This is a genomic window from Hydrogenophaga sp. PAMC20947, from assembly GCF_004795855.1.
Taxonomy (GTDB): Bacteria; Pseudomonadota; Gammaproteobacteria; order Burkholderiales; family Burkholderiaceae_C; genus Hydrogenophaga.
The window spans coordinates 2420242-2445410 of record NZ_CP039252.1; the positions used below are offsets into that span (position 1 = coordinate 2420242).

A 25169-nucleotide genomic window follows, 5' to 3' on the forward strand; every position below is an offset into this window, starting at 1 on the left:
ACTCTGCTCCGGAGACTGTGTTTTACCCAGGGCACCTCAGAACCCTCCGCCTGGCCGCCAGTGCCGTCCCCCATTGGGGGGTGGCGCCGGAGGCGGTGCGGGGGCTCTAAACCTCCAGCCATTCCTTGCGCACGGCGGGATCGGCTCGCAAACTGGCGGGCGTTCCCTGGAAGACGATGCTCCCATGGCCCATGACCATCACCCGATCTGAAATGGCCATGGCGATGGTCAACTTCTGCTCGATCAGCAAGACAGAGACGCCGCGGCTTTTGAGCGTTTGCAGGTATTGCCCCACCAGTTCGACAATCTTGGGCGCCAAACCTTCGGTCGGCTCATCAATGATGATGAGATCCGGGTCGCCCATGAGCGTTCGGCACAGCGTCAGCATTTGCTGCTCGCCGCCCGACAACACGCCGGCTTCGGTGTGCTCGCGCTCCTTGAGCCGGGGGAACATGCCGTACATGTCCTGAAAACTCCAGCGCGCCCCTTTACCATTGCCTTTTTGCCCAAGCAACAGGTTCTGGTGCACCGTCAACTTGGGGAAAATGTCTCGATTTTCAGGCACATAGCCCAAACCAAGGTGGGCAATCTCAAACGGCTTTTTGCCCTGAATGGATTTGCCTTGCCACTCGACCTTGCCGGTGCAATCGACCAAGCCCATGACGGCTTTGGCGGTGGTGGATCGGCCGGAGCCATTGCGCCCCATCAAAGCAACGATCTCGCCCTTGCCCACCTGAAATGAAACGCCGTGCAACACATGGCTTTTGCCGTAATAGGCGTGAAGATCCTTGATCTCAAGCATGGGCACCTCCTTCGGTTTCGGCTTCATCTTCCAACATGGTGCCGAGATAGGCTTCCTGCACCCGGGCATTGGCGCGCACGGCATCGGGCGTGTCAAATGCCAGCACTTCGCCGTAGACCACCACCGCAATCTTGTCGGCCAAGCCAAACACCACACCCATGTCGTGCTCCACGGTGAGCAGAGTCTTGCCCTCCGTTACATCGCGAATGAGCTCGATGAACCGGCTCGTTTCCGAATTGCTCATGCCCGCGGTGGGCTCGTCCAGCAAAATGACGTTGGCACCCCCTGCGATGGTGATGCCAATTTCCAAAGCTCGCTGCTCTGCATAGGTGAGGTTCATGGCCAACACATCGCGCTTTTTATCGAGGTGGATCATCTGCATGAGCTGATCGGCGCGCTCATTGGCGTCGTGGAGATCGGCCAGAAAGCGGAACAGGGTGTATTTGTAGCCCAGGCTCCAGAGCACGCTGCAGCGCAGGTTCTCGAAAACACTCAGCTTGGGAAAGATGTTTGTGATCTGGAAACTGCGGGACAGCCCCATGCGGTTGATCTCAAACGGACGCAAGCCGTTGATGCGCTGGCCGCCCAGCATCACATCGCCGCTGGTGGGTTCAAAGCGGCCTGAAATCAGATTGAACAAAGTGGACTTGCCAGCGCCGTTGGGGCCGATGATGGCAATGCGTTCACCGTGTTTCACGGCCAGATCGATACCTCGAATGATCTCGGTACGGCCAAAGCTCTTTCGCAGGTTGCGCAGCTCCAAGGCGTATTCGCTGGATGCAGGAGATGACATGTTTTTGGCTTTCAGTACTGCATTCACAGGGCGGCCTCCCGGCGCTTGATTTCTTTTTCAATCGCGGTCTGCACACTGCTCCACTTGGATGCGAACGATCGCCGCACCCATTCGAACAGACCCAGACTCACGGCAAATCCCAAAATACAACCCAGCCAGCTGACCATGCTGCGCACATTCAGGGTGATGCCCATGAACGTCAGCTCGTCGCCCATGGCTGCGTTGAGCTGCAGGTGATAAAGCATTTCGATGAGCGATCCACCGGTAGCGAACAGCGCCACCGTCAAGGCCGCGAGCAACAGGTAGCTGGGGACCAGGCGTTTGAGAAAGCCGAACGCGGCCACCCGAACATTCATCATGATCAGGCTGGCCACGCCGCCGGGGGCATACATCACCATGAACAAGAAGATGAAGCCCAGATAGAGCAGCCAGGCCTTGGTGAACTCAGACAACAGCACGAAGGCCATCACCATCAGCACGCCACCGATGATGGGGCCGAAGAAGAAAGTGGCCCCACCCAGGAAGGTGAACAGCAGGTAGGCACCCGAGCGCGCAGCACCCACCACTTCTGACGTCACGATCTCAAAGTTCAAACTGGACAGACCCCCAGCCACACCTGCAAAGAAAGCGGCAACGATGAAAGAGATGTAGCGCACCATTTGCGTGTCATAGCCCACGAAGGCCACGCGCTCAGGGTTGTCGCGAACCGCGTTGAGCATGCGTCCCAGCGGCGTTCGCGTGAACGCAAACATCACGGCCGTGCACACAAAGGTGTAGATCGCAATCAGGTAGTACAGCTGAATCTGTGGCCCGAAAGTGATGCCCCAGGGTTTGGCGCCAGCCACCCGGTTGCCCGAGATACCGCCCTCGCCGCCGAAGAATTCCGGAAACATCAGCGACATGGCCCACACCAGCTCACCGATACCCAGGGTGATCATGGCGAAAGGCGTGGCCGCTTTCTTGGTGGTCACCCAGCCCAGCAGCACCGCGACCAGCGCTGCGCCCAAACCACCGGCGATGGGCACCAGGCTCACCGGAATCGGCCACACGCCGTCAGAAATATGGTTCAGGGTGTGAATGGCCAGAAATGCGCCCATACCGGTATAAACCGCATGACCGAAACTGAGCATGCCACCCTGACCCAAGAGCATGTTGTAGCTCAGGCAAATGATGATGGCGATGCCCATCTGGGACAGCATCGTTTGAGAGAGGCTGCTGGTCCAGATCAAGGGTGCAAACACCAGCAGCAGGGCAAATGCACTCCAGATGACCCACCTGCCTACATTGATGGGCTTGAACGCGTAGTACTGGCGATCCTTGGCAGACTGGGTAGGCATGGTGGTGGCAGAAACGTGTGTATTCATGTTGTCAGCCCTCCCGGGTACCAAGGAGACCACGGGGTCGGAATATCAGGATCAAGACCAGAAACAGGTAAGGCAGGATGGGCGCCACCTGGCTGATCTTGAGTTTCAGAAGGGAATAGCCGAAGGTGTCTTGTGAGATCAAAACATTGAATGCTTGGAAGGCTGTCACCACAGAAGCGTCAATGGCCACCGCGAAGGTCTGCACAACGCCGATCAGCAGCGATGCCAGGAAGGCACCCGAAAGTGAACCCATGCCACCCACCACCACCACCACAAAAATGATCGGACCCAATGAAATCGCCATACCGGGCTCGGTGACAAACGCATTGCCACCGATCACACCGGCCAGGCCCGCCAAGGCCGCACCGCCGCCAAACACCATCATGAACACCCGCGGCACGTTGTGCCCCAGCGTCTCGGCCGTTTCCGGATGCGTCAGCGCAGCCTGAATCACCAGCCCGATGCGGGTGCGGGTCAAGAGTTGCCAGATGGCGATCAACATCAGCAAAGACACGGCCATCATGAAGCCGCGGTACATGGGGAACTGGGTACCCCACAGCGTGAACAGCGGTCCACTGAGTTCATCAGGAACGCGGTAGTCCATTGAACTGGTGCCCCAGACCAGCTGCACCAGTTCAAGGATGATGTAACTGAGGCCAAAGGTGATCAGCAACTCGGGCACGTGCCCAAACTTGTGCACCCGGCGCAAGGCATACTTTTCAAACAGCGCACCCATCAGTCCGACCAGCAAGGGCGAGATAAAGAGCGCTGGCCAGAAGCCAACGACCTGCATCAGCGTATAGGCCAGATAAGCCCCCAGCATGTAAAAGCTGGCGTGCGCAAAATTGAGCACGCCCATCATGCTGAAAATCAGGGTCAAGCCCGAACTGAGCATAAACAGCAACAGGCCGTAGCTCACCCCATTGAGCAACGAGATGGTGAAAAATTCCATGTGCGGTAGCGCTAGGCTGAAATCAAATCAAAAAAACAAAGGCCCGCTCTCCGCCGGTCAATAGAAACGGTGAGAGAGCGGGCCCGCCAATGATTTACCACTGGTGTGGTGGCGGGTCGTCAATCAGTCGACCCACTCCCACATCATCCAGGGCGCTTCATGTCACAGCTGGTGGGCGTGCTGGCCACATAGGGCTCCATCTGCTTGACAGGCACGAACGTGTAGCCAGTGTTCTCAACGCTGTAGGGGTACTTGGCCGAAACCTTCTCCCACCTGGTGACAAACATGGACTGTTGCAACTGGTGATCTGTCTTGCGCATGGTGATGTCACCCGCGAAACTCTTGATTTCCAGGCCTTCCATCGCTGCTGCCACTTTCACCGGATCGATGGACTTGGCTTTGGCCGCAGCGGCTGCCACCATGTTGATGCCGTTGTAGGTCGCAAAGGTGTAGTAATCGTCGTTGAACTTTTTCTTGTAGTCGGCCGTAAGCTTGCCCAGTTCGCCAGGCATGTTGGAATGGCCATAGGCGATCACGTACACCTCACTGGCGTTTGCGGCAGCCAGCGCGGTTGGGGTACCCGTAACACCTGCGTAGTAGGTGTACATGGGAATGTTCAGACCCGCGTCACCCAAGGCCTTAACCAGCAAGGTCAAGTCGGTACCCCAGTTGCCAGTCACGATAGCGTCGGCACCCGACTGCTTGATTTTGGCCACGTAAGGGGAGAAGTCTTTCACCTGGGCAATCGGGTGCAGATCATCACCCACGATTTGAATATCAGGGCGCTTGCGGCTGATGCCTTCCTTGAAATACTTGGAGACTTGCTGCCCGTGTGAGTAGTTCTGGCCAATGATGAAGACCTTCTTGACCTGGGGCTGGTCTTTCATGAAGCTGGTCAGCGCTTCCATCTTCATGGTGGTATCTGCATCCAGGCGGAAATGCCAGTAGTCACATTTTTCGTTGGTCAGCGAAGGATCCACCGCCGCATAGTTGAGGAAGACCACCTCTTTGCCTGGATTGCGCTTGTTGTGTTTGGCGACGGCATCGGAGATTGCCGCCGCGGCACCCGAACCGTTGCCCTGCGCCACATAACGGAAACCCTGATCGATCGCGGCCTTGAGGGAGTTCAAGCTCTCTTGAGGAGACGCCTTGTTGTCAAAGCCCACCACCTCAAAATTGACACCTGCCGGGTTGGCCTTGCCACTCTTGGCTTCGGCCACAAACTGCCAGCTCTTGAGCTGGTTTTGACCCACGTTCGCGAAAGGGCCAGACAGCGGGTCGATGAAAGCAATCCGCACGGTCTCACCGCTTTGGGCAAAGGCCCCAGACATTGAGGCGGCAAGGGCGGCAACGGCGACAGATTTCAGGACGAACGACATAAATGGGTCTCCTTCGAGTGACAAAAACCATAGCGTAGTGGCTAGACCGCATCCGTGCGTCAGGGATTGCCCCTAGCCCGTATCACACAGGTGACTTGGCGCTTGCAAGAACGCGGCGCACTGCAGACCTGCCAGCGGTTGCTTCGACCTCCGCAGACAGATCGCGTACATCAGGGCCGGCGCATCTGACAGCTTGAATTCCCGCTCAGCTGGCCGGCTTCGAAGTACCGGATCGGCGCAAATGTAAAGTCGGTTTCTTCGGCCGCAACCGGGTATTCGGCATTGACGTTTTGCCACCGGGACACAAACACCCCCTTTTGCAGCTGGTGGTCTTCGGGGTTGATCTGGACCGGTCCATTGAACCCCTTAAAAAGCATGCCGCTGATCCGCGCGGTCACCCGCGCGGCATCGGTGGATTCAGCAAACCTCATGGCATGGATCAGCATGGCAACACCATCATAGGCTGCATAAAACACCAGATCCTCTCCCGTTTCACGCCGGAACTCGCGCGCCAGCGCCCCCACGCGCCCAGGCAGGTTGGTATGGCCACAGGCGACCTGATACGCAGGGAAGCGCCGCCGCGCATCTGCCAGCACGGCGGGCACCCCTGGGTGGTTGAGGTAGTAGGCATACAGAGGCGTTTCCATTTTTTTATCGACCATGCAGGCGACCAGTTCCTGCAAATCGCTCCCCCCATTGGCCGTCACCAACGCTTGCGCACCTGAGGCTTGAACCTGCTGCACCAAGGGGGAAAAATCCTGCCCCTGGAATGGCGGATGCAGCGCTTCACCCACCACGCTCACCCGGGGAGCGAGCCGCGTCAACGCCTCCTTGAAGTGAAACGAAGCCTGCTGTCCATGGGCATGGTTCTGGTTCAGCAGGTACACACGCTCCAGATCGGACTGACTGCCCAAAAAACGGGCCAGCGCCTGCGTCTTCATCGAAGTATCTGCATCGATGCGCACATGCCAGTAACTGCATCCCTCCTGAGTCAGCACCGGATCCATGGCCGCATAGTTGATGTAGAGCACAGCGCGGTCCGGGTGGCGCAGGTTGTGGCGCTCAACAGCCTCCACGATCGCGGTAGCCACCCCTGACCCATTGCCTTGGACGATGTAGCGAAAGCCTTGATCGATGGCCGCCTTCATCGCATTGAGGCTTTCCTGTGGCGAACCCTTGTTGTCAAATCCCGCCACGGTCAGCGACACCCCCGCCGGGTTGTCAACGCCGCCCAGCTTGCGGGCCATGAATTGCCAGGTGCGCAAGGCATTGCGGCCAATACCGGCGGTTGGGCCCGACAGCGGGTCGATGAAAGCGATGCGCACACGTGGCTCGACCAAGGCAAGTGAAGCGCTGGCGGGCGCTGCCCACAACCCCAGCCCCGCAGCCATCCAACCCAACGTCGACCGACGGGTCGTGGCCCCGGGAGCCGGTTGGGTTGGAAGGCTCGGGCACTGCGGCACCGGCACCAGAGGCGAAACGCTCAAGCGGCCAAAGTGGGCAAGACGTAGTCCTTGAGCTGTTGACGCAAGATCATTTTTTGCATCTTGCCGGTGGCGCCCAATGGGATGGCATCGACAAACACCACATCATCCGGGATCTGCCATTTGGCGATCTTGCCCTCAAAGAAGGCCAGCAACGCATCGCGCGTGACCTCTGTATTCGGCTTCTTCATCACCACCACAATCGGGCGCTCGTCCCACTTGGGGTGCTTCATGCCGATACAGGCGGCCATGGCGACCGAAGGATGCGCCATGGCGATGTTCTCGACATCGATGGAGCTGATCCACTCGCCACCCGACTTGATCACGTCTTTGCTGCGGTCGGTGATTTGCATGAAACCTTGCGGATCGATGGTGGCCACGTCGCCGGTGGGGAACCAGCCTTTGCCCGCAGCGTCGTAACGCAGCGGATCGCCACCTTCACCTTTGAAGTAGCTGGCAATGATCCAGGGGCCACGCACCAGCAAATCGCCAGACGCCTTGCCATCCCAGGGCAATTCTTCGCCGGCTTCGTTGACGATTTTCATGTCAACGCCATAGACCGCGCGACCTTGCTTGAGCAAGATCTTGGTCTGCTCTTCGGGGGGCAAGGACATTTGCTCGTTCTTGAGGGTGCCCACGGTGCCGAGCGGCGACATTTCGGTCATGCCCCAAGCGTGCAACACGGTCACACCATAGGTGTCATTGAATGCGTGGATCATGGCGGGTGGGCAGGCGGATCCCCCGATGACCGTGCGCTTCATGGTGCTGAACTTCAGCCCTTCGGCCTGCATGTGACCCAGCAGCATCTGCCAGACGGTGGGCACGCCGGCGGCCATGGTGACCTTTTCTGATTCCAGCAATTCGTAGATCGACTTGCCGTCCATGGCAGGGCCGGGAAACACCAGCTTGCAACCGGTGGCGGCGGCGGAATACGGGATGCCCCAGGCGTTGACGTGGAACATGGGCACCACAGGCAAGACGCTGTCGCGCGCGCTCAGGTTGAGCGAGTCGGGCAACGCGCCACTGTAGGCGTGGAGGATGGTGGAGCGGTGGGAATACAGGGCCGCCTTGGGGTTGCCCGTGGTGCCACTGGTGTAGCACATGCTCGATGCACTGTCTTCGTCCAGCTCGGGCCAGATGTAGGTGTCCTCGCAGGCGCCCATCCAGGCTTCGTAGCTCAGCAAACCGGGCACGCCGCTGTCTGCGGGCAGCTTGTCTGCGTCACACAGTGCCACCCAATGCTTCACGCCTGGGCAATGTTTGGCCACAGCTTGCACCAACGGCAGGAAACTCATGTCAAAGCAGATCGCGCGATCATCGGCATGGTTGATGATCCAGGCGAGCTGCTCGGGGTGCAGGCGCGGATTGAGGGTGTGCAACACGCGACCGGTTCCGCTCACGCCGAAATACAGCTCCAGATGCCGGTAGCCATTCCAGGCCAGCGTGGCCACGCGGTCGCCAGAAGACAGGTGAAGGCCATCCAGCGCGTTCGCCACCTGGCGGGAGCGCCGGGCGATCTCGGCCCAGTTGCTGCGGTGGATATCGCCTTCGACCCGGCGCGAGACGATTTCACCCGTCGCGTGGTGGCGCTCGGCGTGGACGATCAACGACGAAATCAGCAACGGTTGGCTTTGCATTTGACCCAGCATGGGGGTATCTCCTTAGGGGGTTATCAACTCAAAAAACGGTGTGGGACACACAAAAATGGACCGATCGTTCGCATCATGCCCCAGAGTTCGGCCCGTTCCAAGGCGCAGCAACCCCAATAGCCCCCGGCCGGCACAGGGTCCAGTCATCCGGGTGACAATTGATCCCACACCGCGCCACGGCGCCGGACACACAGGAGAACGACCATGACTTTCCCGATCCAGAAAACCGACGAAGAATGGCGCGCCCTGCTCGAGCAAAAAGGCGCTGAGCCAGGCGCGTTCGAAATCACCCGCCACGCCCGTACCGAACGGCCCTTCACCGGCAAGTACGAAGAAGTCTGGTCCGACGGCAGTTACCACTGCGTGTGCTGCGGCAACCACCTGTTCGATGCCGGCACCAAGTTCGACTCGGGCTGCGGGTGGCCCAGTTTCTGGAAGCCGGTCGAGGGCGCCATCACCGACATCACCGACCGCAGCCTGGGCATGACCCGGGTCGAAACCGTGTGCAGCCAGTGCGGCGCCCACCTGGGCCACGTGTTTGAAGACGGGCCTGCGCCCTCCGGCCTGCGCTACTGCATGAACTCCGCTTCACTGGAACACGATCCCAAGTCATGAGCAATGCGCCCACTTTCGAAACCAGAACCGATGAGCGCATCACCGAACTGGAAATTAAACTGAGCTACAACGAGGATTTGCTCGACACGCTCAACGCGCTGGTGGCCCGCCAGCAGCAAGACATTTCAATGCTGCTGCGCGAGGTCGGCCAGCTTCACCAGCAAGGCAACGAGCCTGGCATGGCCGCGGCGCAAAATCCGCGCGACGAACTGCCACCGCACTATTGAACTGACCGTGCGCAGGGCGAGCCCACGGCCCGTCTGCGCGTGGCATCCCGGGGCATTGGCGCACACCTCACGCTCGTCAAACATGCAGCCTGATGCCGTGCCACTGGCCCATCAGCGCGGGATGGCGTCTGGCAGATAGGGACCCGGGCGCTGAGAACTGCACCAACCCGCAGGCCATGTTCTGCCTGCCCTGAACCCCGCGCATCCATTGGCGCCCGTCGGCGCGCTCACAACCTGTGTGTTCGGCCGCGAGCAGCGCGGGCCGGGAACGACAGCAACCCAAACCTGGATTGCCATCGCCACCCCGCCGGACCATAATCTGCACTGCAGAATTAGATTCCGCGAAAATACCATCGCGGTTCAGCAACCCGTTTTGAACTCCGCCGGCCTAAGGATCGCGTCCGGTGCGACCCGTTACAGGAACCCCCTCATGGACTTGAATTTTTCCGCCGACACGCCGTTCATCGTCATCACGGAGCTGGTGCGCGAACACGCGCGGGCGCAGCCCGGGCAGACCGCGCTGAGCGACGGAGCGCAGTCCCTGAGCTACGCCGCCCTGGACGCCAAGATGGACCGCGTGGCCGCGGCTTTGCAGCGCGACGGTTTGTTGCCCGGCGACTGCATTGCCATCTGCGCCAGCTCGTCGATGCGCTATGCCGCGCTCTACCTCGGCGCCTTGCGAGCCGGCGTGGTGGTCGCCCCGCTGGCGCCATCGGTCACCGCCGACAGCCTGGCCGCCATGCTGCGCGACGCGGGCGCAAAGCGGCTGTTTGTCGACCGCAGCGCCGCCGACCTGATTCCCGGCGATCTGCCCCCGTCGCATGTGGTCTGGCTCGATGACAAACTGCGCGGCACCCCCTTCAGCGCGTGGCTGGCCGACGAAGGGGCAAAGCCCAAGCCAGTCGACGTGCAGCCGGAGTGGCCGTTCAACATCATTTATTCGTCGGGCACCACAGGCACCCCCAAGGGCATCGTGCAATCCCACGGGATGCGCTGGACCCATGTGCGCCGCGGCCTGACCTACGGCTATGGGCGGGACACCCGAACCCTGCTCTCCACCCCGCTCTACTCCAACACCACGCTGGTCGTGTTCTTCCCCACGCTGGCCTTCGGCGGGTGCGTGCACCTGATGGCCAAGTTCGACGCCGAACGCTACGCCGCCACGGCCGCGGCCGAACGCATCACCCACACCATGCTGGTGCCGGTTCAGTACCAGCGCCTCATGGCGCTGCCCGATTTCGATCGCCACGATCTATCGGCCTCTCAGGTGAAGTTCTGCACCAGTGCGCCTTTCAACGCCGCGCTCAAGGCCGACGTGGTCAAGCGCTGGCCCGGGGCCCTGGTCGAGTTCTACGGCATGACAGAAGGCGGCGGCACCTGCATCCTCGACGCTCACGAACACCTGGATAAACTGCACACCGTGGGCCAACCCGCGTCTGGGCATGACATCCGTCTGATCGACGAAGCCGGCCAGGAAATGCCCGCAGGTGAAGCCGGGGAAGTGGTGGGCCACTCGCCCGGCATGATGACCGGCTACCACGGTCAGCCGGAGAAAACCCGCGAGGCCGAGTGGTTTGACGCCGCAGGCAAGCGTTTCATCCGCACCGGTGATGTCGGACGCTTCGACGCCGACGGTTTTCTGGTGCTCATGGACCGCCGCAAAGACATGATCATCAGCGGCGGTTTCAACGTGTACCCCAGCGATCTCGAAGGCTTGCTGCGTCAGCACCCGGCTGTCGCCGATGTGGCCGTGGTCGGCATGCCTTCCGAACAATGGGGCGAAACCCCGGTGGCCTTTGTGGTGTGCCAGGCGGGTACGACCGTGGGCGAACCTGAGCTGCTGGCTTGGCACAACGAACGCTCTGGCAAGACCCAGCGCCTGTCGGCGATGCACTTCGTGGATGAACTCCCCCGCAGCGCCATCGGCAAAGTGCTCAAGCGCGAATTGCGCGAGCACCTCACGGCTCAGATCAACGCTCAGGCTGCGGCTCAAGTCACGGCTCAAATTCCCTGAGTCCCCTCCCCCTTTCTATTTTTTTGAATCACAGGAGTCTTCCCATGAAGGTCATCGTCCCCGTCAAACGTGTGGTGGATTACAACGTCAAGGTGCGCGTCAAGAGCGACGGCAGCGGCGTGGATATTGCCAACGTCAAGATGAGCATGAATCCGTTTGACGAGATCGCGGTCGAAGAAGCCGTGCGCCTGAAAGAAAAGGGTGTCGTGACCGAAGTGATCGCCGTGTCTTGCGGTGTCACCCAGTGCCAGGAAACCCTGCGCACGGCCATGGCCATTGGCGCGGACCGCGCCATCCTGATCGAAACCACCGAAGAGCTGCAGCCCCTGGCCGTGGCCAAGCTGCTCAAGGCCCTGATGGACAAAGAGCAACCCGGCCTCGTGATTTTGGGCAAGCAGGCCATCGATGACGATTGCAACCAGACCGGCCAGATGCTGGCTGCGCTGACCGGCCTGCCCCAGGGCACCTTCGCCAGCAAGGTGGAAGTCGCTGGCGACAAAGTCAACGTGACGCGCGAAGTGGACGGCGGTCTGGAGACCTTGAGCCTGTCCATGCCCGCGATCATCACCACCGACCTGCGCCTGAATGAGCCGCGTTATGTGACGCTGCCCAACATCATGAAGGCCAAGAAGAAGCAGATGGACATCATGAAGCCCGAAGACCTGGGCGTGGACGTCACCCCCCGCATCAAGACCTTGAAGGTCACTGAGCCGCCCAAGCGCGGCGCCGGCATCATGGTGCCCGATGTGGCGACGCTGGTGGACAAACTCAAGAACGAAGCCAAGGTGATTTGACCCCCCCGCGCGGCGCTGGTGGTCCGGCAAAGCCGGTTCCACGGCGCCCTGGGTTAAGGCACTTCGTTCGAACATTTTTTCTGGAATCTCATCATGACCTCTCTCGTTATTGCTGAACACGACAACGCCTCCGTCAAAGGCGCCACGCTCAACACCGTGACCGCCGCTGTGGCCTGCGGTGGTGATGTGCATGTGCTTATCGCCGGACACAACGCGGGTGAAGCCGCCAAGGCCGCCGCGGCCATCGCCGGTGTGGCCAAAGTCATCCACGCCGATGCGGCTTACCTGGAACACGGCCTGGCCGAGAACATGGCCGCTCAGGTGCTGGCCATTGCATCGAACTACAGCCACATCCTGTTCCCCGCCACCGCCAGCGGCAAGAACATCGCGCCGCGCGTGGCCGCTGCGCTGGACGTGGGCCAGATCAGCGACATCACCAAGGTGGACGCAGCCGATACCTTCGAGCGCCCCATCTACGCCGGCAACGCCATCGCCACGGTGCAGAGCACCGACGCCACCAAGGTGATCACCGTGCGCACGACCGGGTTTGATCCGGCCGCTGCCACCGGTGGTTCTGCCGCAGTGGAAACGGCTGAAGCCGTGGCCGACAGCGGCAAGAGCACGTTTGTGGGCAGCGAGATCGCCAAGAGCGACCGCCCCGAGCTGACCGCCGCCAAGGTGATCGTCTCTGGTGGCCGCGCGCTGGGCTCGAGCGAGAAGTTCGACGAAGTCATGACGCCTTTGGCCGACAAGCTGGGTGCCGCTCTGGGTGCCAGTCGCGCGGCGGTGGACGCCGGCTACGCGCCCAACGACTGGCAAGTGGGCCAGACGGGCAAGATCGTCGCGCCCCAGCTCTACATCGCCTGCGGTATCTCGGGTGCCATCCAGCATTTGGCTGGCATGAAAGATTCCAAAGTGATCGTGGCGATCAACAAGGATCCCGAAGCACCGATCTTCTCCGTGGCCGACTATGGCCTGGAGGCCGATCTGTTCGTGGCTGTGCCTGAGCTCGTCAAGGCGCTGTAAGCACGGGGTTTTCCACCTTCCGGGGCAGGCTCTGGTGGTTTACCCCATTGCAAGCCCCGGTCGAAAGCGCTGGAATGCGGATAAAGTTCCATGCAGCATTTGCAGAACGGAGTTCCATTTTGAGCGCAGAGCAAACCAACGACAGCGGGTCAACGCCCGAAAGTGAGCAAGCCGGGGCCAGGCACCCCCGCACCCCAGCCCCGCAAGCCCGCAAGCCCAAGGAAGACCGGCATTTTGTGACCGCCCTTGCGCGGGGTCTTGAAGTGCTGTCCTGCTTTCGCCACGGTGAAATCACCCTGAGCAACCAGGAGCTGGCCCAGCGCTGCAAGCTGCCCAAGTCCACCGTGTCACGACTCACCATGACGCTGACCAAGCTGGGCTATCTGATCCATGTGCAGGAAAGCGGCCGCTACCGGCTCGGTACCGCGTGTCTGGCGCTGGGCAGTGCGCTGCTCAACAAACTCGATGTGCGCAAAATTGCGCGCCCGATGATGATGGAGCTGGCCGAGTTTTCGGGGGCTTCGGTTTCGCTGGGTGTGCGCGACAAGCTGTCCATGATCTATGTCGAAAACTGCCGCAGCACCGCAGCCCTCACGCTCACGCTCGATGTGGGTTCGCGCATGCCACTGGCCACGTCGGCGATGGGGCGGGCCTGGCTGGCCGCCGTCGCTCAGGACGAGCGCCAGGAAGCCATGGAGCAGATCCGCGAACTGGACCACCTGTCCTGGCCAAAGGTCAAAACGGGCATCGACAAGGCGCTGGAAGACTACCAGGCGCTGGGCATCACCTGCTCGTTTGGCGACTGGAACAAAGAAGTCAACGGTGTGGCGCGCGCGTTTGATCCGGGCAACGGCTTGCCCATCATGGCAGTCAACGTGGGCGGCCCTTCGTACAACCTGTCACCGAAGTTTTTGCTGGACGAAGTCCGCCCCCGCCTGCTGCAGGTGGTGCGCTCCATCGAAGAAGCCTTGCCCACCTGAGCGGCCAACCACCAGTGCCAGCGCTCAGAACCAGGCGGCCTGCATGTTCCGGGTGGTGTCGTCCAGGCTGCGCAACAAGCTGAGCTGGGCGCCGATGCGCGGCAACTCCCAGCGGAAAAACCACTGGCAGGCCTGCAACTTGCCCCGGTAGAACGATTCATCTGTGCTGCCACAAGCGGCTGGCAAGGCCGCATCGGCCACCACCGCCTGCTTCAACCAGCTCCAGGCCAGTACCGCATGACCGAAGGCTTCCAGAAACAGGTGGGCGTTGGCCAGCGCAGCCTCGCCATCCGAAGCGAGCGTGGGCTTCAGGTGTTCCACGCTGGAGACGATGTCGCCCCAAGCGCTTTGCAGTTGCAACGCGTGGGCCCGCAGCAGCGGGGCGTCCAGTGCGAGTGCAATCGTCGTGTCCATTTCGCGCGTCAGCAGCATGAGCGCAGCCCCGCTCTTCATGACCACCTTGCGCCCCAGCAGGTCCAGCGCCTGCACACCGTGGGTGCCCTCATGGATCATGTTCAAGCGGTTGTCGCGCCAGTACTGTTCAACCGGAAATTCGCGTGTGTAACCGTAGCCCCCGAGGATCTGGATTGCCAGGCTGTTGGCTTCCAGGCACCACTGTGACGGCCATGATTTCACGATCGGTGTGAGCAGCTCCAGCAGCAGACTGGCCTCCGTGCGTGCGCTCTCGGTCTCGCCGGTGCGCTGTTCATCGACCAGGCGCGCGGCGATCATCGCCAGACCGTACGCACCCTCTACATAACTTTTTTGCGCCAGCAACATGCGCCGCACATCGGGGTGTTCAATCAGCGCCACGGGTGGGCTCAAAGGATCCTTGTTGCCCAGCGGGCGGCCTTGCACGCGTTCCTGCGCGTACCGCAGGGACGCCAGATAGCCCCGGTACCCCAGCATGATCGCACCCATGCCCACGCCGATGCGGGCCTCGTTCATCATGTGGAACATGCAGGCCAAGCCTTGGTTCGGCTGCCCTACGATCTCACCCAGACAGGCCCCATTTTCACCAAACGACAACAGGGTGGAGGTGGTGCCCCGCCAGCCGCATTTGTGGATCAGCCCGCCCAAAGCCACATCGTTTCGTGCGCCGACCCGCCCAGCTTCGTCCACCCGGAACTTGGGCACGGTGAACAGCGACAACCCCTTCACCCCGGCGGGCGAACCGGGCAGCCGCGCCAGCACCAGGTGCACGATGTTTTCGCTCAGGTTGTGGTCACCGCCCGATATGAAAATCTTGTTGCCCTTGATCGAATAGCTGCCGTCGTCCAGTGGGGTGGCGCTGGTCTTGAGATCCGACAGACTGGACCCGGCCTGTGGCTCGGTGAGCGCCATGGTGCCGAAGAACCGGCCTTCGCGCAGCGCACCCAGGTAGCGCGCCTGCTGGAGCGGCGTGCCGAACTTCTCGATCACGTTCGCGTTGGAAGCCGTGAGCCCCACGTACGACGTGGTGGCGACGTTGGCGCTGCGAAAGATTGATTGGCACGCCTGCGCCACCAGGACCGGCAACTGCATACCACCCGCCGATTCATCGGCCGTCGCCTGCAGGAAGCCAGCCTCGCAATAGGCGCGCACCGCCGCCTGCACGCCGGGCACCATCACGACCTCACCGGCCACCACATGCGGCTCGGCTTCATCAGCCGCCCGGTTGTGTGGCGCAAACGTGTCCTCAGCGATGCGGTGCGCGGTCGCCAGCGCGGCCTCGAAGGTTTCGCGGCTGTGGTCAGCATGGCGGGTGCGCTGCGTCAGCCCTTGCGCGTTCTGCACTTCAAACAGCTGAAAAGCCAGATCGCGCCGAGAAATCAGTTCTTCGTTCACAGGAAAACCCGCCTTTACGTTCAAGTTGTTTGCGCCTATTATCGCGATTGATTTGGAATTTGGTTCTGCACAGCAGTCCAATCGAACAAAGATTGCCTTGATTCAGCCCTTCAATATGAACGGAGACACACCATGAACCCGGTGGACTACAACCTGCACGGCCCCGTGGCCGTATTGACCCTGAACAACCCACCCGTTAACGGGCTGGGCCTCGCGCTGCGCAGCGGCATCCTGGCTGGCCTGGACCGCGCCCTGGCCGATCGGGCCGTGACCGCCATCGTGCTCACCGGCGGCGAAAAGATCTTCTCGGGCGGCGCCGACGTCAAGGAATTCGGCACACCCAAATCGTCCACTTCGCCCAACCTGCCGGACGTGATCCGAGCGCTGGAGCAATCAGCCAAACCCGTGGTCGCCGCGATCGCCGGACACGCCCTCGGTGGCGGCCTGGAGCTCGCCCTGGGTTGCCATTTCCGCGTGGCCAAGCAAGACGCCACCCTGGGCCTGCCTGAAGTGAAGCTGGGTTTGTTGCCGGGCGCCGGTGGCACGCAGCGTCTGCCGCGTGCAGTGGGCCTGGAAGTGGCGCTCAACATGATCGTTTCGGGCACGCCGCAAAAGGCGGCCAGCTTCAAAGGCACGGCCCTGATCGACGCGCTGGTCGAAACCGACGCAGTCACCGCTGCCGTGGCCTTCGCCGAGCGCGCGGTGAAAGAGCAGTTGCCCTTGCGCCGCCTGCGCGACCTGAAAGTGCCCGCCGCCGGCGCCGACGCCTTTCTGCAATTCGCCCGCAACAACGTCAAGGCGGCCGCCAAGGGTCTGCCTGCGCCGCTGCAGTGCGTGGAGTGTGTGGCCGACTCGGTCACCCAGCCATTTGACGAAGGTCTCAAGCGCGAACGCGCCGCCTTTTTTGCCCTGATGGCCACGCCGGAGTCGCGTGCCGCGCGCCACGTGTTTGCGGCCGAGCGCGCCGCCGGCAAGCTGCCCGACATCCCGGCCGACACGCCGCTGCGCCCCATCAAGACTGTGGGCGTGATTGGCGCGGGCACCATGGGCGGCGGCATCACCATGAACTTCCTCAACGTGGGCACGCCCGTGGTGCTCCTGGAAACCGCGCAGGCAGCGCTGGACCGCGGCCTCGCCACCATCCGCCAGCGATACGAAAGCAGCGCCAAGCGTGGCAAGCTCACGCAAGAGCAGGTAGAGCAGCGCATGGCGCTGATCACCCCCACGCTGGACTACGCGGCCTTCAAAGAGGTCGACCTCGTGATCGAAGCCGTGTTCGAACAGATGGATGTGAAGGAAAAGGTGTTCACCCTGCTCGACGCGGTCTGCAAGCCGGGCGCTATCCTCGCATCGAACACTTCCTACCTCGACGTCAACAAAATCGCCAGCTTCACCAAACGTCCGCAAGACGTGGTGGGCCTGCACTTCTTCAGCCCGGCCAACATCATGAAGCTGCTGGAAATCGTGCGTGGCGAGAAGACCGCCAACGACGTGATGGCGACTGCCCTCGCGCTGGGCAAAACAATCAAGAAGGTGGCCGTGGTCTCTGGCGTGTGCGACGGCTTCATCGGCAACCGCATGCTGGCCCGCTACGGCGCGGCGGCCAACGCCATGGTCATGGCCGGCGGCGCGCCGCAACAGGTCGACAAGGCCATGGAACGCTTCGGCTACGCCATGGGCCCTTTCCGCGTGGGCGATCTGGCTGGCCTGGACATCGGCTGGGCCACGCGCAAGCGCAAGGCGGCCGAGGCCGGTGTGCCCCACGAGCCCACCATCGCCGACAAGATCTGCGAGCTGGACCGCTTCGGGCAGAAATCCGGCGCCGGCTGGTACCGCTACGAACCCGGTGTGCGCGAGCCGCAAACCGATCCACTGATTGACAAGCTGATCGCCGACTACCGCAGCGCCAAGGGCTTGACGCCGCGCAAGGTGAGCGACGAAGAAGTGGTGGAGCGCTGCATCTACGCACTGGTCAACGAGGGTGCGCGCATCCTCGCCGAAGGCATCGCCGTGCGCGCTTCCGATGTCGATCTGGTTTACCTGAACGGCTACGGCTTTCCTGCCCGCCGCGGCGGCCCCATGTGCTACGCCAACGAAGTGGGCCTGGCCAACGTGGTGCGCACCCTGCGCCGATTCGCCGCCGAACCCGGCGCCGATGCGTCGTGGGAACCCGCACCGCTGCTGGTGCAACTGGCCGAAGACGGCAAAACCTTCGCATAACAACAAAACCTGGAGCACACCATGATCGACGCTGTCATCGTTTCCACCGCCCGCACCGGCCTCGCCAAGAGCTGGAAGGGTGCTTTCAACATGACCTATGGCGCCACGCTCGGTGGCCATGCGGTTCAGCACGCCGTCGCCCGTTCGGGCATCGACCCCAATGAGATCGAAGACTGCATCATGGGCGGCACCTTCGGCGAAGGCACAACCGGTGGCAACATCGCCCGCGCCATCGCCCTGCGCGCCGGCCTGCCCGTGACCGTGGGTGGCGTGAGCGTGAACCGCTTCTGTTCATCGGGTCTGCAGACCATCGCCATGGCGGCGCAACGCGTCATCCTCGAAGGCTGCCCAGCCATCGTGGCCGGCGGCGTGGAGAGCATCAGCTGCGTGCAAAACGAAGCCAACACCCACATGCGCCGCGACCCCTGGCTGGTGGAGCACAAGCCCGAGCTCTACTGGAACATGCTGCAGACCGCCGAGACGGTCTCCAAGCGCTACAACGTGAGCAAGCAGGCGCAAGACGAATACGGCGTGCGCAGCCAGCTGCGCGCCGCCGCGGCGCAGGCCGCCGGCAAGTTCAAGGACGAGATCGTCGCCATGACCACCACCATGGGCGTGGTCGACAAAGCCACGGGGCGCATCTCCAGGAAAGAAGTGACGATCGATTCGGACGAGGGCATCCGCCCTGACACCACGATCGAAGCGGTGTCGAAGATACGCGCCGCCCTGCCCGGCGGCGTGGTGACCGCCGGCAACGCCAGTCAGTTTTCCGACGGGGCCTCGGCCTGTGTCGTGATGAACGGCAAACGCGCCGAACAGCTCGGCATCCAGCCGCTGGGCATCTTCCGCGGCTTCGCCGTGGCGGGTTGTGAGCCCGACGAAATGGGCATCGGTCCGGTCTACGCCGTGCCACGCCTGCTGCAGCGCGCTGGCCTGAAGGTGGAGGACATCGGCCTGTGGGAGCTCAACGAAGCCTTTGCCTGCCAGGTGCTCTACAGCCGCGACAAGCTCGGTATTCCCGACGAGCTGCTCAACGTCAACGGTGGCGCCATTGCCGTGGGCCACCCCTACGGCGTGAGCGGCGCACGCCTGACCGGCCATGCGCTGATCGAAGGCAAGCGGCGCGGTGCGAAATACGTGGTGGTCACCATGTGCATCGGCGGCGGCCAGGGCGCTGCCGGTCTGTTCGAAGTCTGCTGATCCAACACCCCACACATTCACAAATATCTCGGAGACACACATGAGCGTCAAACAACTGTTCCAACTCGACGGCCAAGTGGCCTTGGTCACCGGCGGCTCGCGCGGACTGGGCCTGCAAATGGCGCAAGCCCTGGGCGAGATGGGCTGCAAGGTCGCCATCAGCGCCCGCAAAGCCGATGAGCTGGCCGAAGCCAAGAAGCATCTGGAAAGCAAAGGCATCACTGTGCTCACCGTGGTGAACGACCTGCAAAAAGCAGAAAACATCGCGCCGCTGGTGGACGCGGTGATCGAAGGCCTCGGCCCGATCGACATCCTGGTCAACAACGCCGGCGCCACCTGGGGCGCTCCGGCCGAAGACTACCCCGATGCGGCCTGGCACAAGGTGATGAACCTCAACGTGACCGCGCCTTTTTTCCTCGCGCGCGAGGTGGGCAAGCGCTGCATGATTCCGCGCAAAAAGGGCAAGATCATCACCATCGCGTCCGTTGCCGGCTTGAAGGGCATGGGCGCAGGCGTGCAGACCGTGGCCTACAACACGTCCAAAGCCGCCGCCATCAACCTCAGCCGCGCGCTGGCTGGCGAATGGGGCCAGTACAACATCAACGTCAACGCCATCTGCCCCGGCTTCTTCCCATCCAAGATGTCGGCCGGCCTGCTCGACACCCTGGGTGATGCCGTGATCGCGCGCTCGCCGCTCAAGCGCATCGGCGGCGATGAAGACCTCATGGGCTCCGTCGTTTTTCTGGCCAGCGAAGCCTCGCGCCACATCACCGGCCAGTACATCGCGGTGGACGGCGGCAGCTCGGCGGTATGAGCGACCAAGCCTCGGGCGACACCCCATCGAGCGATGTGCAGGCCCAGTTCACCGGCACCCAGCCGGTGGCTCCCCACAACGCATTTGACGAAGCCCGCCTCGCCACCTGGTTGGCCACCCACCTGTCCGGGTTCCAGGGCCCGATGTCGGTGGCGCAGTTCAAGGGCGGGCAGTCCAACCCCACCTTTTTGCTCACGGCCGGTGGACATCGCTACGTGCTGCGCCGCAAGCCCCTGGGCGATCTGCTGCCCTCGGCCCATGCGGTGGACCGCGAGTTTCGCGTGATCAGCGCGCTGGCTGGCACCGATGTGCCCGTGGCCAAAGCGCATGTGTTGTGCGAAGACACCAGCGTCATCGGCTCGATGTTCTACGTGATGGACCATGTGGACGGCCGCATCTTGTGGGACCCCGCCCTGCCCGGCATGGAAGCTGCCGAACGCGGCGCCCACTACGACGAGATGAACCGCGTCATGGCAGCGCTGCACAACGTTGACCCTGCCGCCATCGGCCTGGCCGATTACGGCCGGCCCGGCGCCTACCTGGAACGCCAGGTGGCCCGCTGGACACGCCAGTACAAAGCGGCCGAGACCGAGCCGATCGAAGCGGCCGACCGCCTGATGGACTGGCTGCCCCGCCACATGCCAGCCGAGGGGCAAAGCCGCATCGTGCACGGCGACTACCGCCTGGACAACGTGATCTTTCACCCCACCGAGCCGCGCATCGTCGCGGTGCTCGACTGGGAGCTCTCCACCCTGGGCGATCCGCTGGTGGACTTCGCCTACCACTGCATGACCTGGCATATGCCCGCCGGGCGCTCGCGCGGCCTGCGGGGCGCCGACCTGGCCACGCTCGGCATTCCGTCTGAATCCGACTATCGCGCGCGCTACATGCAGCGCACCGGCCGCAGCACACCCGTGCCCGACGCCGAATGGACCTACTACCTGGTGTTCAACATGTTTCGCCTGGTCGGCATCCTGCAAGGCATTGCCAAGCGTGCCGAGCTGGGCACCGCGTCGAACGCTACGGCGGTGGAAACCGGCAAGCGCACCCGGCCCCTGGCCGAACAGGCCTGGGCACTGGCCCAGACACTCCAGCTCACCCGCTGATCGCAGACAACCCCATTCAGGAGATTCCATGGATTTTGACCACTCACCCAAGGTGCAAGACCTGCAAGCCCGCGTTCAGGCCTTCATGGCAGAACACGTATACCCCGCCGAGCCGCGCTTCGCCGACGAGATGAACGCTTTTCGTGCGGCGGGCAACCCGTGGCAGGAACCCCAGGTGATGGAAGAGCTTAAAAACAAAGCCAAAGACGCGGGCCTGTGGAACCTGTTCCTGCCCGAGTCCCCGCTCGGCGCCGGGCTCACCAACCTGGAATACGCACCGCTGGCCGAAATCATGGGCCGCTCACCCATCGGCTCCGAGCCTTTCAACTGCTCGGCCCCCGACACAGGCAACATGGAAACCATCGTGCGCTACGGCACGGACGAACACAAAGAACAGTGGCTCAAGCCCCTGCTGGCCGGTGAAATCCGTTCCGCCTTCGCCATGACCGAGCCCGCCGTGGCCTCGAGCGACGCCACCAACATTGAAGCCCGCATCCAGCGCGACGGCGACGACTACGTGATCAACGGCCGCAAATGGTGGACTTCGGGTGCCAACGATCCGCGCTGCAAGATCATGATCTTCATGGGCAAGACCGACCTCGAAGCGCCCAGGCATTCCCAGCAATCGATGATCTTGGTGCCCATGGACACACCCGGCGTGAAGGTGTTGCGCCACCTGCCAGTGTTCGGTTACGACGACGCACCCCACGGCCACGCTGAAGTGGAATTCGTCAACGTGCGCGTGCCTGCCAGCAACATCTTGCTCGGCGAAGGCCGTGGCTTTGAGATCGCCCAGGGCCGCCTTGGCCCAGGCCGCATTCACCACTGCATGCGCATCATCGGCCGCGCCGAGCGCGCGCTGGAAGACATGTGCAAACGGGCCACGCAGCGCACCGCTTTTGGCAAACGCATCGCCGACCAGGGCGTCACCCGCGAACGCATCGCCGAGTCGCGCATCATGATCAACCAGGCGCGCTTTCTGGTGTTGCACGCGGCCTGGAAGATGGACAAAGTGGGCAACAAGCAAGCCCGCCAGGAAATCGCCATGATCAAGGTGGCCGCGCCGACCATGGCGCTGCAGGTGATCGACTGGGCGATGCAAGTGCACGGCGGCGCCGGTGTGAGTGATGATTTTGGCCTGGCCAAAGCCTACGCTTCCACCCGCACCCTGCGCTTCGCCGACGGCCCCGATGAAGTGCACCGCAACGCCATTGCCAAAGACGAGCTGGCGCGCTACACCGAAAAATCCTGAGGTCCGCTGATCCTCCGCTTTCCAGTCTCTGGACCCCTGAACCTCTGAGCCTTTGAACCCATGCCTGCGTTGCACGATCCCCACTGGCCCAGAGACCTGCCCAGGCACCTCACATTGCCTGAGACCAGCCTGTTTTACAACGCCGAGGTCTCGGCCCGGCGTTACCCCCACAAGCCCTACCTGATCTACTACGGCTCAGCATTGAGCTTCGCCGAGTTTCACGACGAAGCCACGCGCCTGGCCGGCTACCTGCAGCAGGTGTGCGGCGTGAAAGCCGGCGATCGGGTGTTGCTGTACCTGCAGAACAGCCCGCAATGGGTGCTGGGCTACTACGCAATTCTGCGGGCCAACGCGGTCGTGGTGCCGGTCAACCCCATGAACATGAGCGAAGAGCTGGCGCACTACGTGGCCGACAGCGGCGCGAGTGTGGCCATCACCGCACAGGATCTGGTGCCGCAGATCGCGCCCCACCTGACCCCCGCAGCCATTGAAGCCCCCGCGCTGAAACACGTGGTGGTCGCCACCTACAGCGACTACCTGCGCGAACCCACCGACCTGCGGCTGCCCGACTTCGTGAGCGCACCCCGCCAGCCCATAGAGGGTGAAGGCCTTCACGCCTGGGGCGCAGCCCTGTCAGCCGCTCACCAGCCCGGCCCGCTCACCACCGGTCCAGACGATCTGTGCGTGATGCCCTACACCTCGGGCACCACCGGCCACCCCAAGGGCTGCATGCACACCCACCACGGCGTGCAATGCACCGCCATGGGGGGCATGCACTGGTTCGCCCGCACGCAAGACGCGGTGATGCTCTCGGTGCTGCCCTTCTTCCACGTCACCGGCATGGCCGGTGGCATGAACGGCCCGATGTTCCTCGGCGCCACCATCGTGCTCATGTCGCGCTGGGACCGCGAAACCGCCGCCGAGCTCATGCAGCGCCACGGTGTGACCAGCTGGCAGGCGATTTCCACCATGGTGGTTGATTTTCTGGCCAACCCGCGCATCGCCGAATACAATCTTTCGTCACTCAACGGCATTCGCGGCGGCGGCGCGGCGATGCCAGCGGCCGTCGCCCAGAAGCTGCGCGCACTCACCGGCCTCGATTACGTGGAAGGCTATGGCATGAGCGAGACCATGGCCGCCACCCACATCAACCCGCCCCACCGCCCCAAGCCGCAGTGCCTGGGCATTCCCGTGTTCGAAGTGGACGCCCGCATCATCGACCCGACCACCCTGGCGGAACTGCCCCAGGGCGAAACCGGTGAGATCGTGACCCACGCACCGCAGGTCATGCAAGGCTACTGGCGCAACGAAGCCGCCAACGCCCAGGCCTTCATCACCCTGGACGGCAAGCGCTTCCTGCGCACCGGTGATCTGGCGCGCATCGATGAAGAAGGCTACTTCTTCATGATGGACAGGCTCAAACGCATGATCAATGCCTCGGGTTACAAGGTGTGGCCAGCCGAGGTGGAAACCCTCATGTACCACCACCCCGCCATCCACGAGGTGTGCGTGATCGGTGCACAAGACGCCAAACGCGGCGAAACCGTGAAAGCCTTCGTGGTGCTCAAGCCCGATCAGGTGGGCCTGGTGAGCGCACAAGACATCACAGCATGGGCGCACGAACACATGGCGGCCTACAAGAGCCCGCGCCTGGTCGAGTTTGTAGACAGCCTGCCCAAATCGGGCACCGGGAAAATCATGTGGCGGGAGCTGCAGGAGCGGCAGGCGGAACAGGATCGGAAGTAGATCGAAACCCGGCGCACGGCAGTTCTGAGAACCTAACGAGGGAGTGGCTTTGGTCTGGGTGGATGCGTCAGACCGACAGACTGACACTGCGCTGCCTGGGTTGGCCAGCTCGCAACCAACGAAACCACACTGCGCCATTGCTTCACAGCGTTCGGCCAGCAGCAGCCCTTGAGTCCAACAACCTGAGCGGCAGGTCAAGGCTGGGTCCAGTCATTCGAAATTTACGCCTGAAAGCTCGTGATCGCCGCAACCGGTCATTCGGCGAGCAAGGCCTCAATCCACCGCTTGACCACCCAGACCGGTCACTCCAGCGGAGGCGACCAAACCACATCCCGGGAACAACTACTCACGCCGTGGGCAACTGGTGCTCCCGACACGTCGTTGCCCGTGATCGCGACGGCCTGAATCATTTCTATGCGTTGGAGAGCAGCCCGATTCGAGTAAGTCTGCCGGCAACGGCGCCTGCCAACATCACGATTGCAGCGCCATGATCATCGGGCAGCAAACATTGCCCCTGCTTGATTTGCACTGGCTGATCATGTCGCTCAATGCCCGCTCAATCTGACGAAGCCCTGCGAGCTTGTCTTTCACCATGGCGAGTTTGTATTCAGCCAGGACGCGCGCGTCATCGCAATGGGTACCGTCGTCAAGCAGCAGCAAGCCGCTTACCTCGTCCAGACTGAATCCAAGCTGCTGGGCTGCCTTGATGAATCGAACCCGGGCCACGTCGTGCTCGCCGTAGCGCCGAACGCCGCCGGGCGGTCGGTCGGGCTCGTTCAAAAGGCCCCTGCGTTGATAGAAGCGAATCGTCTCGACACCCACATCGGCTGCCGCCGCCAGCGCCCCAATGGTGAAGCCCTCAGGTTTGTAGTTCATGCTGCTTGACTCCGTACTTACGTCCGTAAATAAGCTTACAGCATCGATG

General features: G+C 62.3%; 21 protein-coding genes. 12 read left to right on the top strand and 9 right to left on the bottom strand.

The window, feature by feature from the left end; genetic code table 11:
* Positions 1-106: 106 nt before the first annotated feature.
* The 7 genes from E5678_RS10870 to E5678_RS10900 form a co-directional block, all read right to left on the bottom strand.
* Positions 107-802: an ABC transporter ATP-binding protein gene (locus E5678_RS10870; protein ID WP_136178542.1), complete on the bottom strand. Its 696-nt coding sequence runs from the start codon at positions 800-802 to the stop codon at positions 107-109.
* Complete coding sequence (locus E5678_RS10875; RefSeq protein ID WP_136178543.1) at positions 795-1595, bottom strand: ABC transporter ATP-binding protein; 801 nt, start codon at positions 1593-1595, stop codon at positions 795-797. Before E5678_RS10875 ends, E5678_RS10870 begins: the two co-directional genes overlap by 8 nt.
* 23 nt (positions 1596-1618) lie before the next feature.
* A complete protein-coding gene (locus E5678_RS10880) occupies positions 1619-2932 on the bottom strand; it encodes a branched-chain amino acid ABC transporter permease (protein ID WP_247597020.1) in 1314 nt (437 codons plus the stop codon).
* Positions 2933-2963: 31 nt separating this feature from the next.
* Positions 2964-3911 (bottom strand): branched-chain amino acid ABC transporter permease, encoded by a 948-nt coding sequence (locus E5678_RS10885; RefSeq protein ID WP_136178545.1) that lies wholly within the window; start codon positions 3909-3911, stop codon positions 2964-2966.
* Positions 3912-4054: 143 nt separating this feature from the next.
* A complete protein-coding gene (locus E5678_RS10890; protein ID WP_136178546.1) occupies positions 4055-5290 on the bottom strand; it encodes a branched-chain amino acid ABC transporter substrate-binding protein in 1236 nt (411 codons plus the stop codon).
* Positions 5291-5460: 170 nt separating this feature from the next.
* Positions 5461-6630: an ABC transporter substrate-binding protein gene (locus tag E5678_RS10895; RefSeq protein WP_168708542.1), complete on the bottom strand. Its 1170-nt coding sequence runs from the start codon at positions 6628-6630 to the stop codon at positions 5461-5463.
* A gap of 143 nt (positions 6631-6773) precedes the next feature.
* Positions 6774-8423, bottom strand: a complete 1650-nt coding sequence (locus E5678_RS10900; protein ID WP_136178548.1) for a 3-(methylthio)propionyl-CoA ligase — start codon at positions 8421-8423, stop codon at positions 6774-6776.
* 204 nt (positions 8424-8627) lie between these two features.
* Here E5678_RS10900 and msrB point away from each other — a divergent pair, with 204 nt between their 5' ends.
* From msrB to E5678_RS10930, 6 genes are all read left to right on the top strand, one after another.
* The gene (gene msrB / locus E5678_RS10905; protein WP_136178549.1) at positions 8628-9038 is read left to right on the top strand and encodes a peptide-methionine (R)-S-oxide reductase MsrB; all 411 of its coding nucleotides are present in this window, start codon (positions 8628-8630) and stop codon (positions 9036-9038) included.
* Positions 9035-9265: a SlyX family protein gene (locus E5678_RS10910; protein WP_136178550.1), complete on the top strand. Its 231-nt coding sequence runs from the start codon at positions 9035-9037 to the stop codon at positions 9263-9265. Before msrB ends, E5678_RS10910 begins: the two co-directional genes overlap by 4 nt.
* Positions 9266-9695: 430 nt before the next feature.
* Complete coding sequence (locus tag E5678_RS10915) at positions 9696-11279, top strand: class I adenylate-forming enzyme family protein (protein WP_136178551.1); 1584 nt, start codon at positions 9696-9698, stop codon at positions 11277-11279.
* Between the two features lie 44 nt (positions 11280-11323).
* Positions 11324-12073: an electron transfer flavoprotein subunit beta/FixA family protein gene (locus tag E5678_RS10920; protein ID WP_136178552.1), complete on the top strand. Its 750-nt coding sequence runs from the start codon at positions 11324-11326 to the stop codon at positions 12071-12073.
* A gap of 93 nt (positions 12074-12166) precedes the next feature.
* Positions 12167-13099 carry an electron transfer flavoprotein subunit alpha/FixB family protein gene (locus tag E5678_RS10925; protein WP_136178553.1) on the top strand — a complete coding sequence of 311 codons (933 nt, stop codon included), beginning with the start codon at positions 12167-12169 and terminating at the stop codon, positions 13097-13099.
* A 236-nt stretch (positions 13100-13335) separates the two neighbouring features.
* Positions 13336-14079: an IclR family transcriptional regulator gene (locus E5678_RS10930; RefSeq protein WP_247597021.1), complete on the top strand. Its 744-nt coding sequence runs from the start codon at positions 13336-13338 to the stop codon at positions 14077-14079.
* Positions 14080-14103: 24 nt separating this feature from the next.
* On the opposite strand, the gene E5678_RS10935 is transcribed toward E5678_RS10930, so the two are convergent.
* The gene (locus tag E5678_RS10935; RefSeq protein ID WP_136178555.1) at positions 14104-15906 is read right to left on the bottom strand and encodes an acyl-CoA dehydrogenase; all 1803 of its coding nucleotides are present in this window, start codon (positions 15904-15906) and stop codon (positions 14104-14106) included.
* Between the two features lie 132 nt (positions 15907-16038).
* Here E5678_RS10935 and E5678_RS10940 point away from each other — a divergent pair, with 132 nt between their 5' ends.
* The 6 genes from E5678_RS10940 to E5678_RS10965 are packed head-to-tail and all read left to right on the top strand — an operon-like array spanning position 16039 to position 24244.
* Positions 16039-18126 (top strand): 3-hydroxyacyl-CoA dehydrogenase NAD-binding domain-containing protein, encoded by a 2088-nt coding sequence (locus E5678_RS10940; protein ID WP_136178556.1) that lies wholly within the window; start codon positions 16039-16041, stop codon positions 18124-18126.
* Between the two features lie 21 nt (positions 18127-18147).
* A complete protein-coding gene (locus E5678_RS10945; RefSeq protein WP_136178557.1) occupies positions 18148-19326 on the top strand; it encodes an acetyl-CoA C-acyltransferase in 1179 nt (392 codons plus the stop codon).
* A 40-nt stretch (positions 19327-19366) separates the two neighbouring features.
* Positions 19367-20140: an SDR family oxidoreductase gene (locus tag E5678_RS10950; RefSeq protein ID WP_136178558.1), complete on the top strand. Its 774-nt coding sequence runs from the start codon at positions 19367-19369 to the stop codon at positions 20138-20140.
* Positions 20137-21246, top strand: a complete 1110-nt coding sequence (locus E5678_RS10955) for a phosphotransferase (RefSeq protein ID WP_136178559.1) — start codon at positions 20137-20139, stop codon at positions 21244-21246. Before E5678_RS10950 ends, E5678_RS10955 begins: the two co-directional genes overlap by 4 nt.
* Positions 21247-21274: 28 nt before the next feature.
* The gene (locus E5678_RS10960; protein ID WP_136178560.1) at positions 21275-22498 is read left to right on the top strand and encodes an acyl-CoA dehydrogenase family protein; all 1224 of its coding nucleotides are present in this window, start codon (positions 21275-21277) and stop codon (positions 22496-22498) included.
* A gap of 60 nt (positions 22499-22558) precedes the next feature.
* Positions 22559-24244 carry a long-chain fatty acid--CoA ligase gene (locus E5678_RS10965; protein WP_136178561.1) on the top strand — a complete coding sequence of 562 codons (1686 nt, stop codon included), beginning with the start codon at positions 22559-22561 and terminating at the stop codon, positions 24242-24244.
* Positions 24245-24715: 471 nt separating this feature from the next.
* Here E5678_RS10965 and merR read toward each other — a convergent pair whose 3' ends face one another.
* Complete coding sequence (gene merR / locus E5678_RS10970) at positions 24716-25120, bottom strand: Hg(II)-responsive transcriptional regulator (RefSeq protein WP_136178562.1); 405 nt, start codon at positions 25118-25120, stop codon at positions 24716-24718.
* Positions 25121-25169: the final 49 nt, after the last annotated feature.

Bases quoted from the DNA above. Each gene is read 5' to 3' on its own strand.
- E5678_RS10870 (WP_136178542.1), bottom strand. From the start codon at position 802: ATGCTTGAGATCAAGGATCTTCACGCCTATTACGGCAAAAGCCATGTG.
- E5678_RS10875 (WP_136178543.1), bottom strand. From the start codon at position 1,595: ATGTCATCTCCTGCATCCAGCGAATACGCCTTGGAGCTGCGCAACCTG.
- E5678_RS10880 (WP_247597020.1), bottom strand. From the start codon at position 2,932: ATGCCTACCCAGTCTGCCAAGGATCGCCAGTACTACGCGTTCAAGCCC.
- E5678_RS10885 (WP_136178545.1), bottom strand. From the start codon at position 3,911: ATGGAATTTTTCACCATCTCGTTGCTCAATGGGGTGAGCTACGGCCTG.
- E5678_RS10890 (WP_136178546.1), bottom strand. From the start codon at position 5,290: ATGTCGTTCGTCCTGAAATCTGTCGCCGTTGCCGCCCTTGCCGCCTCA.
- E5678_RS10900 (WP_136178548.1), bottom strand. From the start codon at position 8,423: ATGCTGGGTCAAATGCAAAGCCAACCGTTGCTGATTTCGTCGTTGATC.
- msrB (WP_136178549.1), top strand. From the start codon at position 8,628: ATGACTTTCCCGATCCAGAAAACCGACGAAGAATGGCGCGCCCTGCTC.
- E5678_RS10910 (WP_136178550.1), top strand. From the start codon at position 9,035: ATGAGCAATGCGCCCACTTTCGAAACCAGAACCGATGAGCGCATCACC.
- E5678_RS10915 (WP_136178551.1), top strand. From the start codon at position 9,696: ATGGACTTGAATTTTTCCGCCGACACGCCGTTCATCGTCATCACGGAG.
- E5678_RS10920 (WP_136178552.1), top strand. From the start codon at position 11,324: ATGAAGGTCATCGTCCCCGTCAAACGTGTGGTGGATTACAACGTCAAG.
- E5678_RS10925 (WP_136178553.1), top strand. From the start codon at position 12,167: ATGACCTCTCTCGTTATTGCTGAACACGACAACGCCTCCGTCAAAGGC.
- E5678_RS10940 (WP_136178556.1), top strand. From the start codon at position 16,039: ATGAACCCGGTGGACTACAACCTGCACGGCCCCGTGGCCGTATTGACC.
- E5678_RS10945 (WP_136178557.1), top strand. From the start codon at position 18,148: ATGATCGACGCTGTCATCGTTTCCACCGCCCGCACCGGCCTCGCCAAG.
- E5678_RS10950 (WP_136178558.1), top strand. From the start codon at position 19,367: ATGAGCGTCAAACAACTGTTCCAACTCGACGGCCAAGTGGCCTTGGTC.
- E5678_RS10955 (WP_136178559.1), top strand. From the start codon at position 20,137: ATGAGCGACCAAGCCTCGGGCGACACCCCATCGAGCGATGTGCAGGCC.
- E5678_RS10960 (WP_136178560.1), top strand. From the start codon at position 21,275: ATGGATTTTGACCACTCACCCAAGGTGCAAGACCTGCAAGCCCGCGTT.
- E5678_RS10965 (WP_136178561.1), top strand. From the start codon at position 22,559: ATGCCTGCGTTGCACGATCCCCACTGGCCCAGAGACCTGCCCAGGCAC.
- merR (WP_136178562.1), bottom strand. From the start codon at position 25,120: ATGAACTACAAACCTGAGGGCTTCACCATTGGGGCGCTGGCGGCGGCA.